At 73.1% G+C, this 12,828-nt stretch carries 8 protein-coding genes and 1 pseudogene; 7 read left to right on the forward strand and 2 right to left on the reverse strand.

All coding sequences use genetic code 11. The annotated features are described in order from the left end of the window. Nucleotides 1-13 precede the first annotated feature (13 nt). Complete coding sequence (locus tag ACZ44S_RS29825; RefSeq protein WP_466934320.1) at nt 14-1,597, forward strand: glycoside hydrolase family 13 protein; 1,584 nt, start codon at nt 14-16, stop codon at nt 1,595-1,597. 47 nt (nt 1,598-1,644) lie between these two features. After that, complete coding sequence (locus tag ACZ44S_RS29830; RefSeq protein ID WP_466934322.1) at nt 1,645-3,810, forward strand: discoidin domain-containing protein; 2,166 nt, start codon at nt 1,645-1,647, stop codon at nt 3,808-3,810. Here the strand turns inward: ACZ44S_RS29830 and ACZ44S_RS29835 are convergent. Further along, a pseudogene (locus tag ACZ44S_RS29835) lies at nt 3,782-3,907 on the reverse strand (ABC transporter ATP-binding protein); the annotation flags it as partial. The gene ACZ44S_RS29830 and the pseudogene ACZ44S_RS29835 overlap by 29 nt on opposite strands. A gap of 205 nt (nt 3,908-4,112) precedes the next feature. On the opposite strand from ACZ44S_RS29835, the gene lanKC reads away from it, so the two are divergent. The 4 genes from lanKC to ACZ44S_RS29855 all read left to right on the forward strand — a co-directional run bounded on the left by lanKC (nt 4,113) and on the right by ACZ44S_RS29855 (nt 10,788). Next, nucleotides 4,113-6,734 carry a class III lanthionine synthetase LanKC gene (gene lanKC, locus ACZ44S_RS29840; RefSeq protein WP_466934323.1) on the forward strand — a complete coding sequence of 874 codons (2,622 nt, stop codon included), beginning with the start codon at nt 4,113-4,115 and terminating at the stop codon, nt 6,732-6,734. Nucleotides 6,735-6,774: 40 nt separating this feature from the next. After that, complete coding sequence (gene ramS / locus ACZ44S_RS29845; protein WP_006130296.1) at nt 6,775-6,903, forward strand: mycelium formation morphogenetic lantipeptide SapB; 129 nt, start codon at nt 6,775-6,777, stop codon at nt 6,901-6,903. A 175-nt stretch (nt 6,904-7,078) separates the two neighbouring features. After that, nucleotides 7,079-8,866: an ABC transporter ATP-binding protein gene (locus ACZ44S_RS29850; protein ID WP_466934325.1), complete on the forward strand. Its 1,788-nt coding sequence runs from the start codon at nt 7,079-7,081 to the stop codon at nt 8,864-8,866. Further along, entirely contained in the window at nt 8,863-10,788 is a 1,926-nt protein-coding gene (locus ACZ44S_RS29855; RefSeq protein WP_466934326.1) for an ATP-binding cassette domain-containing protein, read from the forward strand. Before ACZ44S_RS29850 ends, ACZ44S_RS29855 begins: the two co-directional genes overlap by 4 nt. Nucleotides 10,789-10,805: 17 nt before the next feature. Here the strand turns inward: ACZ44S_RS29855 and ACZ44S_RS29860 are convergent, their stop codons facing one another. After that, nucleotides 10,806-11,402, reverse strand: coding sequence for a LuxR C-terminal-related transcriptional regulator (locus ACZ44S_RS29860; protein WP_466934328.1), 597 nt, complete (start codon nt 11,400-11,402; stop codon nt 10,806-10,808). Nucleotides 11,403-11,944: 542 nt separating this feature from the next. Between ACZ44S_RS29860 and ACZ44S_RS29865 the strand changes: the two genes are divergently transcribed. Beyond that, on the forward strand, nt 11,945-12,826 hold the full coding sequence (locus ACZ44S_RS29865; protein ID WP_466934329.1) for a DUF4132 domain-containing protein: 882 nt from the start codon (nt 11,945-11,947) through the stop codon (nt 12,824-12,826). Nucleotides 12,827-12,828 lie beyond the last annotated feature (2 nt).

Consider the following 12,828-nt stretch of genomic DNA (forward strand, 5'->3'; position numbering starts at 1 on the left):
AAAGGCACGCACCGTGGGACAGCCCACCCCTGCCCGAAGCGACGACTGGTGGCGCTCCGCCGTCATCTACCAGGTGTACGTCCGCAGCTTCGCCGACGGCGACGGCGACGGCACCGGCGACCTCGCGGGTGTTCGCGCCAGGCTCGCCCACCTCGCCGAACTCGGCGTGGACGCCCTGTGGTTCAACCCCTGGTACCTGTCCCCGATGAAGGACGGCGGCTACGACGTCGCCGACTACCGGGTGATCGACCCGGCCTTCGGCACCCTCGCCGAGGCGGAGAAGCTCATCGCCGAGGCACGGGAACTGGGCATCCGCACCATCGTCGACATCGTGCCCAACCACGTCTCCGACCAGCACCCCTGGTTCCGGGCGGCACGCGCGGGCGGCCCCGAGCGGGAGCTGTTCCACTTCCGCCCCGGCCGCGGAGTGAACGGTGAACTCCCTCCGAACGACTGGCAGTCCGAGTTCGGCGGCCCCGCCTGGACCAGACTGCCCGACGGTGACTGGTACCTCCACCTGTTCGCCCCCGAGCAGCCCGACCTCAACTGGGCACACCCCGCCGTCCGCCAGGAACACGAGGACATCCTGCGCTTCTGGTTCGAGCGGGGCGTGGCCGGCGTGCGCATCGACTCCGCAGCGCTGCCGGCGAAGGACCCCCGGCTGCCGGACTTCGTGGCGGGCCGCGATCCGCACCCCTACGTCGACCGCGACGAACTCCACGACATCTACCGGGGCTGGCGGGCGGTCGCCGACGAGTACGGCGCCGTGTTCGTCGGTGAGGTCTGGCTCCCCGACACCGAACGCTTCGCCCGCTACCTGCGCCCCGACGAACTGCACACCGCGTTCAACTTCTCCTTCCTGACCTGCCCCTGGGAGGCGGCGCGACTGCGTGCCTCCATCGACGAGACGCTGGCCGAGCACGCCCCCGTCGGCGCCCCCGCCACCTGGGTGCTGTGCAACCACGACGTCACCCGCACGGTCACCCGCTACGGCCGCGCCGACACCGGCTTCGACTTCGCCACCAAGGCCTTCGGCACCCCGACCGACCTGGCCCTCGGCACCCGCCGCGCCCGCGCCGCCGCCCTGCTCTCCCTCGCCCTGCCCGGCGCGGTCTACGTCTACCAGGGCGAGGAACTCGGCCTGCCCGAGGCGGACATCCCGCTCGACCGCATCGAGGACCCCATGCACGCCCGCTCCGGGGGCACCGATCCCGGACGCGACGGATGCCGGGTGCCGCTGCCGTGGACGGCCGACGCACCGCACGCCGGTTTCGGTGGCGAACCGTGGCTGCCGCAGCCCGCCGACTGGGCGTCGTACGCGGCCGACCGGCAGGCCCGCGACCCCGGCTCGATGCTCGCCCTCTACCGCGAGGCGATCCGCCTGCGCCCCGTCTTCGGCACCGGCCCGCTCACCTGGCTGCCCACCCCCGACGGCGTGCTCGCCTTCACCCGCGCGGACGGCGGCGCCATCTGCGCGGTGAACCTCGCGGACACGCCCGCCGCCCTCCCCGCCCACAGCGCACTCCTCGTCGGCAGCGGCCCGCTCACGGACGACGGACGGCTGCCGAAGGACACCGCGGTCTGGCTGCGCGCCTGAGACCGCACCCGCTTGTTCCCGCACCCCCACCCCGAAGGGATCAGCACATGAGCACCTCCGGAACCCTCCGACGCGCCCCGGCCATCGCCACGGCGGTGGCCCTGGCCGCCGGCACCCTCGTGGCCCTCGCGCCCGCCCCCGCCCCCGCCGCCGCCGGTGCCACGCTCCCCTTCACCTCGGTCGAGGCCGAGGCCGCCGCCACCACCGGCAGCAGGATCGGCCCCGACCACACCCAGGGCACCCTCGCCTCCGAGGCCTCCGGGCGCCGGGCCGTACGCCTCGACGCCGGTCAGCGGGTCGAGTTCACCGTCCCGCGCGCGGCCAACGCCGTGAACGTCGCCTACAGCGTGCCCGACGGCCAGTCCGGTTCGCTCGACGTGTACGTCAACGGGCAGAAACTGGCGAAGACCCTCCCGGTGACCTCCAAGTACTCCTACGTGGACACCTCCTGGATCCCCGGCGCCAGAACCCACCACTTCTACGCCAACGCCCGGCTGCTGCTGGGCCGCGACGTCCAGACGGGCGACAAGGTCGCCTTCCAGGCGACGGGCGTGCCCGTCACCGTGGACGTCGCCGACTTCGAGCAGGCGCCCGCCCCCGCCGGCCGGCCCGCGGGCTCCGTCTCCGTGACCGACAAGGGAGCCGACCCCAGCGGACAGGGCGACTCCACCCAGGCCTTCCGCGAGGCCGTCGCCGCCGCGCAAGGGGGAGTGGTGTGGATCCCTCCGGGCGAGTACCGGCTCACCTCCTCCCTCGCCGGCGTCCAGAACGTCACGCTGCGCGGCGCGGGACACTGGCACTCCATCGTCCGCACCTCACGCTTCATCGACCAGCAGAGCTCCTCCGGCAACGTCCACATCAGGGACTTCGCGGTCATCGGCGAGGTCACCGAACGCGTCGACTCCAGCCCCGACAACTTCGTGAACGGCTCCCTCGGCCCGAACTCCTCCGTCTCCGGCATGTGGCTCCAGCACCTCAAGGTGGGCCTCTGGCTGACCGGCACCAACGACAACCTCGTCGTCGAGAACAACCGGTTCCTCGACATGACCGCGGACGGCCTCAACCTCAACGGCAACGCGCGCGGAGTGAAGGTCCGCAACAACTTCCTGCGCAACCAGGGCGACGACGCCCTCGCCATGTGGTCCCTGCACGCGCCGAACACGAACAGCACCTTCGAGAACAACACCGTCTCGCAGCCCAACCTCGCCAACGGCATCGCGATCTACGGCGGAACCGACATCACCGTCCGGAACAACCTGGTCAGCGACACCAACGCCCTCGGCAGCGGCATCGCGATCTCCAACCAGAAGTTCCTCGACCCCTTCCACCCGCTGGCCGGCACCATCACGGTCGACGGCAACACCCTGGTCCGCACCGGCGCCATGAACCCCAACTGGAACCATCCGATGGCCGCCCTGCGCGTCGACCCCTACGACAGCCCGATCGAGGCGCAGGTGAGGATCACCGACACCACCATCACCGACAGCCCCTACAGCGCCTTCGAGTTCGTCTCCGGCAGCGGACGCGGACACGCCGCGAGGAACATCACCGTCGACGGCGCCACCGTGCACAAGGTCGGCACGGTCGTCGTCCAGGCCGAGACCCAGGGCGCCGCCACCTTCCGCGACGTCACGGCCACGGACGTCGGAGCGGCCGGCGTCTACAACTGCCCCTACCCGTCCGGTTCCGGCACGTTCACCGTCACCGACGGCGGCGGCAACTCGGGGTGGGACAGCACCTGGTCGGACTGCTCCACCTGGCCCGAGCCCGGCCAGGGCAACCCCGACCCGGATCCGGACCGCAACCTCGCCCAGGGACGCCCGGCCACGGCGACCGGCTCCCAGGACATCTACACGCCCGGCAAGGCCGTCGACGGCGACCCGAACAGCTACTGGGAGTCCGCCAACCACGCCTTCCCGCAGTCGCTGACCGTCGACCTCGGCTCCCGGCAGCCCGTGCGCCGGCTGGTGCTGAAACTGCCGCCGCAGGCCGTCTGGCAGGCGCGCACCCAGACCCTGTCCGTGCAGGGCAGCACCGACGGCAGCGCGTACTCCACGGTGGTCCCCTCGCGCGAGTACCGCTTCGACCCCGCCACCGGCAACACCGTGACGATCCCGGTCACCGGTGACCTCCGTTACGTCCGGCTGCACGTCACCGGCAACACGGGCTGGCCGGCGGCCCAGTTCAGTGAGGTGGAGGCGTATCTTTCCTGACCGCGCCGGCCCCGCGCTTCGCCGCCTGGATCTGCTCGTACACATGGGTCCGCAACTCGGCGAAGCGCGGTGCCACCCGCGTGGTCAACTGGCCCCGCCACAGCCGCCGTACCGTACGAACCCCCGTGTCGGGAGCCGAAGTGCGGCCGACGGGAGGAACGTTGGGCGCCACCGGTCCCGCTCGACCCGCGCGAAGTTACCCGTGCGTTCCGCACGTCGGAGTGATGACAACGGTGACTGGGCGGGGCGGTACGCCGCGTGACAGCGTCATGTCCGTCAGCGATCGACGGGAGGGAGACGGCGTGAACAAGGGCTATGCCGTGTACTGCGACGCGGACCCAAACTTCTACGACGCTCCGCACCGCACCGTCTCCCCGGCCGGCACCGGGCGCGGCAGGTACGCCGCGGCCTCGTGGCCCGTTCCGGCGGGATGGCAGCGCAACGAGAGCGGGGACTGGCTCGCCCTGCGTCCCATCGACGCCGAACTGCCCGACCAGGGCTGGAAGATCCACGTCTCCGCCTGTCTCGACAACGCCGAGTCGGTGCTTGAGCGGGTATGGCGGTACTGCGTCCGCGGCGGCACGGCGTTCAAGTTCGTCCCCAGCCGCTACCTGCTGCACCAGCGCAACGCCAAATACGCGGACCGGGCGGGCAGCGGCAAGTTCATCACCGTGTACCCGGGGGACGAGACGTGTTTCGAACGGCTCGCGGGCGAGCTGGCGGAGCTGCTGGCCGGTGAACCCGGACCGCACATCCTGAGCGATCTGCGGCTCGGCGACGGCCCGGTGCACGTGCGGTACGGCGGCTTCACCCGGCGCAACTGCTATGACGCGAACGGGGAGCTGAGGCCTGCCGTGACCGATGCGGACGGGGTGCTGGTGCCCGATCTGCGCGGCCCCGTCTTCCGCGTACCGGACTGGGTGGATCCGCCTGCGTTCCTGGCCCCGCACCTCCGGGCCCGGGACGCGCTGACCGTGGCCGGCCTGCCCTATGCCATCGAATCGGCGTTGCACTTCTCCAACGGCGGCGGGGTCTACCTCGCCCGCGACTCCCGCACCGGGGAGCGGGTCGTCCTCAAGGAGGCCCGTCCGCACGCGGGTCTGGCAGCGGACGGCGCGGACGCCGTGACCCGGCTGCACCGCGAGCGCCGGGCACTGGAGCGTCTCTCCGGCCTCGACTGCACACCCGAGGTGCTCGACCACCTGACGGTCGGGGAACACCACTTCCTGGTGCTGGAGTACATCGACGGCAAGCCGCTCAACACGTTCTTCGCCCGCCGCCATCCGCTCATCGAGGCCGACCCCGGTGAGGAGCGGCTGGCCGAGTACACGGCGTGGGCCCTCGACGTCCACGCGCGGGTGGAACGTGCCGTCGAGGACGTCCACGCCCGCGGCGTGGTCTTCAACGACCTGCACCTGTTCAACATCATGATCCGCGAGGACGACAGCGTCGCCCTGCTGGACTTCGAGGCGGCACACCAGGTCGGCGAGGCCGGCCGCCAGACCGTGGCCAACCCGGGCTTCGTGGCGCCGCCCGACCGACGGGGCGTCGCGGTGGACCGGTACGCACTGGCCTGTCTGCGACTCGCGCTGTTCCTCCCGCTCACCAGTCTGCTGGCGCTGGACCGGCGCAAAGCCGCCCATCTCGCCGACGTGGTGGCCGGTCAGTTCCCGGTGGACCGGGCCTTCCTGGACGCGGCGGTCCACGAGATCACGGACGGCGCCGTCGGCGCTGCCACCGCAGGCGCCCCGGCGGCACGACGGACGGCCGAGCCGACGACGTCGGTACGGCCGGGCGACTGGCCCCGCAGCCGGGACTCGATGGCCGCGGCCATCCGCGCGTCGGCGACACCGTCACGCACCGACCGCCTCTTCCCCGGCGACATCGCGCAGTTCGCCACGGCCGGTGGCGGACTCGCCTTCGGCCACGGCGCGGCGGGAGTGCTGTACGCACTGGCCGAGAGCGGGGCGGGAAGGGACGAGGACGGGGAACAGTGGCTGCTGGAGCGGACCAAGCAACCGCCGTCGGGCATGCCGCTCGGTTTCCACGACGGCCTCGCCGGTGTCGCCTGGACGCTGGAGTACCTCGGCCACCGCGATCGCGCGCTCGACCTCGCCGAACTCCTCCTCGACCAGCCCTTCGACCACTTGGCCCCGGATCTGCACAGCGGCACCGCCGGACTGGGCCTGGCCCTGGACTCGCTGGCCGCCGCCACCGGGGAGGCCACCCTGCACTCGGCGGCGCGGCGCTGCGCCGAGCTGACCGCTCGGTGCGCGCCCGCCGCGGACGGGAGCACCGGCCGGGGCCGCGCGGGACTGCTGCACGGGGCCGCGGGGCGCGCTCTGCTCTTCCTGCGGCTGTACGAACGCGACCGGGACCCGGCCCTGCTCGACCTGGCACGGGACGAGCTGCGCCAGGACCTCGCCCGCTGCGTCCGCGGCGCCGGCGGCGCACTGCAGGTCGACGAGGGCTGGCGCACCATGCCCTACCTGGGCGCGGGCAGTGTCGGCATCGGCATGGTGCTCGACGACTACCTGGCGCACCGGGAGGACGAGGATTTCGCGCGGGCGAGAGGTGAGATCGTGGCCGCGGCGCAGGCCCAGTTCTACGCCCAGCCCGGCCTGTACCGCGGCGTGTCCGGCATGGTGCTGTACCTCGGCCGCACGACGGCCGAGGTACCCGGTACCGGTCCGGAGGCCGTTCGGCGCCAACTCGACGCGCTCTCCTGGCACGCCATGTCCTACCGCGGTCACCTCGCCTTCCCCGGTGAGCAGATGATGCGCCTGTCCATGGACCTCTCCACCGGCACGGCCGGTTGCCTCCTGGCCGTCGCCTCCCTCCACGGCACCCCGCCCCCCGGGCTGCCGTTCCTTCCGCCGCACACACGGGCGGCCCCACGACTCGGCCCCTTCCAGGGGTCGTGAGGAAAGAAGACAACCCGTTGCCGTACGAAGGGAAGACGTCATGAACCTGTTCGACCTGCAGTCGATGGAGACCCCCAAGGAAGAGGCCATGGGGGATGTGGAGACCGGCAGCCGCGCGAGCCTGCTGCTCTGTGGCGACAGCAGCCTGAGCGTCACCACCTGCAACTGACACCGGCGCCGACCGCCGCGGTGACGCGGTGAGTGAACGTCGCTCGGTTCCGGCGCCCCGGGTCACCGCCCGGGGCGCCGGTGCCCGCATGGGCGGACACCCGATCCCCGGCCCGCAGGGCAGCGGCGTGTCCGGTCCCAACGGAAGGACGGACGGTGGGAAGGGAGGTCGGCCTGTGCCGACGAGCGGGGCCCGGGCGCGACGGGAGGCCAGGGCGCGTGACCGGGCCGACGGCGCGACGCCGGGGCGCACGCCCGAACTGCTGGTGCTGCTCTGCTCGGTCGGAGCGGCCGCGGTCACGGTGGCCCAGCCCTTCGCCCTCGGCCGCACCCTCGACCTGCTTCTGCACGACGGCGGCGGTGACGGCACCGCGGGCCGCTGGCTGGCGCTGAGTGCCGCGCTGCTCGTCGGCGAACTGCTGCTCGACAGCCTCACCTCCCTGTTCACCGGCCGCTGCAACGCCGGTTGGACGGCGTCCATCCGGTCCCGCGCCTTCGACGGCCTGCTGCGTGCCGTACCGGACCGCGTGCGGTCCTGCACACCCGGGGACGTCGGGGCCCGCCTGACCCTCAACGCCGCCGACGCGGGAGGCGCCCCGGCGGCCCGGGCGGCCCTGGCGGCCTCGCTGGTCACGCCCGTGGGCGCGCTCGCGGCATTGGCCTTCGTCGACCTGTGGGTGGCGGCCTGCGTGCTGGCCGGGCTGCCGGCCCTGGCGCTGGTGCTGCGGTCGTTCGCCCGGGACACCGGTGCCTCGGTCGCGGCCTACCAGAACACGCAGTCGGAGATCGCCTCCCGACTGCTGGAGGCCCTCGAGGGCGCGGCGACGATCGCCGCGGCGGGAACCGGCGCCCGCGAACGAGCCCGCGTGCTCGCGCCGTTGCCCCGGTTGGCCGCCCAGGGCAGACACATGTGGGCGTTGCACGGACGCGCCCTGGCCCGCAGCGGCGTCCTCGTCCCCCTGCTGACCCTGGCCGCCACGGCCGCCGGCGGCCTGCGTCTGGCGTCCGGTGCCCTGAGCGTCGGGGAACTGCTCGCCGTGTTCCGGTACGCACAGCTGACAGCCGGCGTCGGGGGCACCGCGTCACTGCTGGGTGCGCTGGTCCGGGGCCGCGAGGCGCGGAACCGGACCCTGGCACTGGCACGCATGCCCGAGCTGATCCACGGGACGCGACACCTGCCCCCGACCGGAGCGGGCGAACTCGAACTCTGCGGGGTCCGGGTGGTGCGCGACGGCAGGCAGGTGCTGCACGCGGACGGTGTGCGGGTGCCGGGCGGCACCACCGCCGCCGTGGTCGGCCGAAGCGGAGCGGGGAAGTCCGTTCTGGCCGCGGTGGCGGGCCGGCTGATCGACCCCGACGAGGGACATGTGCTGCTGGACGGTGTTCGTCTCGACCGGCTGACGCGGGAAGCCCTGCGCACCGAGGTCGCCTACGCCTTCGAGCGCCCGGCGCTGGGCGAGGGCACGGTCGCCGAAGCGGTCGCGGCCGGTGCCCGGCAGGTGACGCCCGAACAGGTCCGGGAGGCATGCCGTGCCGCGGGCGCCGACGGCTTCGTCCGCCGGCTGCCGAGCGGCTACGACACCCCGCTGCGCGCGGCGCCGCTCTCGGGCGGCGAGCATCAGCGCCTCGGACTGGCCAGGGCGTTCGCACACGCCGGACGGTTGCTGATCCTGGACGACGCGACGTCCGGTCTGGACACCGCCACGGAGCACGAGGTGGACCGGGCGCTGCGCCACTCGGTGCGGCCCGGGACCAGACTGGTCGTGGCGCACCGCCCGTCGGTGGCGGCCGGGGCGGACCTGGTGATCTGGCTGGAGGACGGGGAAGTGCTGGCTGTCGCGCCCCACCGCGACCTGTGGGACCGGGCCGGCTACCGGGCGGTCTTCGCGGCCGACGGCACCGCGGCCGCGCAACCGCGCCGGAGCACCGCGTGCCGGTCCGAACCCGAAGGAGCGCGGACGTGACGTGCGCCGCGGACGGGGACGTGGACGCGCGGGGCGCGGGCGACGGGTCCGGTGCGCTGCGCCGTATCACGCCGCACGCCCGCCGCTTCCTCGCCCGTCGCACCGGGGTGCTGGCACGGCTGGCGCTCTGGTCGCTGGCCGAGACGGGGCAGGCGTTCCTCGTGGGCTACGGCGTCGCCCAGGCCGTCGACCGGGGCTTTCTGGCCGGTGACGTGCGCCGGGGGTTGCTGTGGCTCACGGTCGCGCTGGTCGCCGTGCTGCTCGGTGCGCCCGTGATCCGGGGCGTGTTCGTGCAGCTGGCCGGTCTGACGGAACCGTTGCGCGACGGCCTGGTGCGGTGGGCGGTCGACCGGTCCCTGGCCCGGGCTGCCGTGGACGGACCGGGAGGGACGGACCGGGCGGCCGTCTCCCGCCTGACGAATCAGGTCGAGATCGCCCGGGACAGCTTCGCAGGTCTCGTCCTGACCGTGCGCTCGTTCGTCTTCACCGCCGTCGGAGCGCTGCTGGGGCTGCTGTCCCTGCACCCGGCCCTCCTCGTGGTGGTGCTGCCGCCCCTGTCGGGCGGGCTGGCGCTGTTCCTGGCGACGCTGCGGCCCATGGCGGCTGCTCAGCGACGCGCGCTGGCGGCCGACGAGGCACTGGGCGACCACGCGGCCCGGTCGAGGGCGGCGCTGCGGGACCTGACCGCCTGCGGAACCGGACCCGACGCGGCGCGGCACGGCGCGCGGCTGATCGATGACGCCGCTGCCGCGGCACGGGTCCTGGCCGGGTGGGCGGCGGTGCGCACGGCGGCGCTCGGTGTCGCGGGTCACCTGCCCGTCCTGGCGCTGCTGCTGGCCGTGCCGTGGCTGCGCGGGCGAGGGGTGTCGGCAGGCGCGCTGCTGGGTGCCTTCACCTATCTCGTCCAGTCGCTCCTGCCCGCCCTGCACACGCTGATGACCGCGCTCAGCGCGGCGGGGGCCCGGCTGCTGGTCGTCCTCGACCGCATCATCGGCCCGGACCCGGATCCGGGACTGCAGCCGGAGACCAAGCCGGAGCCGAGGCCGGAGCCGGAGCGGACGCGGAAGGCGCGCGGGCCGCAGGCGTCGACGCCCGCCGCCGCGCACTTCGCGCGGCGGCGGACCGCCCACCCGGAGACGAGCTCTCCGGCACCGGGTTCCGCCCCCGGGGGAGACACGGCGCACGGCGGGCGGACCCCCGCGGTGGAACTGCGGTCCGTGACCCTGTCCTACGGTGCCCGCGCGGAACCGGTCCTCGACTCCCTCGACCTGTGCGTCGCCCCGGGCGAGCACCTTGCCGTCGTCGGACCGAGCGGCATCGGCAAGTCGACGCTCACCCGCCTGGTCGCGGGGACGCTCGCGCCGAGTGGTGGCGAGGTCCGGGTGGCCGGTCATGAGGTGACCGGGCGCGCACCGGAGGAACTCGCCGCGTTGCGCGTACTGGTGCCGCAGGAGGCGTACGTCTTCTCCGGCACCCTGGGCGACAACCTCACGTACCTGAGTGCCGACGTGAGCCGCGCGGACATCGACGACGCCGTCGGGGCCCTCGGCCTGCGACCGCTGGTGGAGCGCCTGGGCGGGCTCGACGCCCAGACCCGCCCCACCGAACTGTCCCACGGAGAAAAGCAGTTGATCGCGCTCGCACGCGCCTACCTGTCGCCCGCCCCCCTGCTGCTGCTCGACGAGGCCACCTGCCATCTCGACCCGGCGGCCGAGGCACGCGCCGAGGACGTCCTCGCGGGACGCCGGGGAACGCTGCTGGTGGTGGCACACCGCTTGTCGTCGGCGGTCCGCGCCGACCGGGTGCTGCTGCTGGACGGGACGGAAGCGGTGTGCGGCACGCACGAGGAGGTCCTGGACCGCTCACCGCTCTACCGTGACCTGACAGGTCACTGGAACAACGGCCCGGTCCGGGGATCCTGACCGCGGCCGAGCCACTTTCACGTCCATCCGGCGCTCTGCACGATACGTATCGCGTCGACCCGGTTGCGGGCGCCCACCTTACGGATCGCCGTGGCCATGTAGTTGCGGACGGTGCCCCGGGACAGGTGCAGCCGGGCCGCGATCTCGGCCATCGGCGCCCCCTGGGAGGCCAGGGACAGCACGCTCAGTTCGCGGGTGGTCAGCGGCATCTCCGCGCCCTCCAACAGGGCGACCGTGAGTGTCTCGTCGAGGAAGCGCTCTCCCTTGGCGACCGCGTGCACCGCCGTGATCAGCCGACGCGCCGAAGCGTTCTTGTCGACCAGCCCGAGGGCACCGCCGTCGAACGCCCGGCGGAGGATCCCCGGCCGCTTGGCGGTCGTCAGTACGACCATCCGGTCTCCGTGCCGAGCCCGGAAGGGTGCTTCGTGCGCCTGCCCCGGACCCTTCAGACAGTCACCGTCCACGACCCACACGTCTGCCGACGGCACTTCGTGATCCGGCAGGCCGGCGCCGGGTGACATGGACGAGACCTGCAACGTGTCATCGGATCTCAGCAGTTGCACCAACGCCGACCGCAGCAGTTCCTCGTCGTGCACCACGACAGTACGAACCATCTCCCCCACCTCTTGTCAGCGGCTGCGCCCAAGGACAGCCGACCAGGCACTCCTTCCGAGCCACGGGCCATGTGCCCTGATCCGTCCCGCAAGAACACGACACGTACGCACGTGCGAACCGCACCGGACGCAATGCGCCGCGCCCGGTGCCCGCCGGAGGGCGGGACGGCCGTGCCCGCCCGGCTGAAAACGACGGAGTCACCCCCCTCCCGACGGACGGCACCCGGCTGCGGGGGCGGCAGATGCCGGGCGTCACACCGGCTTCGACGGCCCTCGACGCTGGCCACGGCGGCACACTGACCGCCGACGCCGCCGCACCCCGTCGGACCGGGCGATCGTGCGACGCCACCGGCCCGCCCTGAGTTCGGCTTGAAACGGTCAGTGTCCAATCTGGCGCGAATCCCACCGCCCGTCCGGGCGGCCTCGCCGGGGACTGTCGGTGGCTGCCCCTACTGTGTCGCCCAACGTCACAGCAGGGCGCGCCGAATGGCGCGTCGGACGCGCTGTGCGCGCAGACGAGTGCTGGAAGAGGCGAAGGACCCATGGGTTGGCTGGCAGCGGGCGGAAGGTACGAGGTCGCTCTGGTGGACGGGCGGGTGGTGGCCCGGCAGGCGACGCCGGGCGCTCCGGCCGGGCAGGAGGGGAAGCAGCAGAAGAGCCTGCCGACGGAGATACGGGACCGGCCCGAGGTGGTCGAACTCCAGCGGTTCGCCGAGTGGCTGGACCGCCACGCGGCGGAGTGCGCGGCACAGGTCACCACCTGGATGGTGTCCTCGCTGCCGGTGCCGACCGGTCTGCTGGCCCGGGTCTGGCCCGACGAGGCGTGGCAGACGGCGCTGCGTGACATCGTTGTTGTCGGTGACGGCCCCGACGAGGTCGGCTTCCTGCGCGACGCCGGTGACGCGGGCGAACTGCGGGTGGTGAACCTGGACGGCGAGACCGTCCGCCTGAACCCCACCACGGTGACCATGCCGCATCCGGTGCTCCTCCCCGACCTGGAGGAGCTCCGTGCTTTCGCCGCCGAGTTGGGCGTGGTCCAGGGTGTCGAGCAGCTCCACCGTGCCACCTGGCGCAAGCCCGAGGAGATCGCCCCCGGGGCCACCAAGGTCACCGAGTTCGCCGACGCCGAGTACCGCTCGTGGTTCCACCTCTCCGCCCGCGCCACCTCTCTCGGGTACAAGATCGCCGGCAGCTCGGTCGTCGACCGGATCCGGGACGCCGGACGCATCGTCACCGCCTCGGTCGGCATGAGCGACCCCTACACCGAGGACAAGGCCTGGACCGGCTACCTGACCTGGGGCGACGCGGACGGACACGGCCGCCTTCCGCTGACCGACGTCGGCCCCGTGGCCTGGTCCGAAGGCATGCGCATGGCCGCCGCCCTGCACGCCGGCCGCAGCACGGGCACGGAGGGCTCGCGGTGAAC

The organism is Streptomyces malachitofuscus (assembly GCF_055571035.1).

Bases quoted from the DNA above. Each gene is read 5' to 3' on its own strand.
- ACZ44S_RS29830 (WP_466934322.1), top strand. From the start codon at position 1,645: ATGAGCACCTCCGGAACCCTCCGACGCGCCCCGGCCATCGCCACGGCG.
- ramS (WP_006130296.1), top strand. From the start codon at position 6,775: ATGAACCTGTTCGACCTGCAGTCGATGGAGACCCCCAAGGAAGAGGCC.
- ACZ44S_RS29860 (WP_466934328.1), bottom strand. From the start codon at position 11,402: ATGGTTCGTACTGTCGTGGTGCACGACGAGGAACTGCTGCGGTCGGCG.
- ACZ44S_RS29865 (WP_466934329.1), top strand. From the start codon at position 11,945: ATGGGTTGGCTGGCAGCGGGCGGAAGGTACGAGGTCGCTCTGGTGGAC.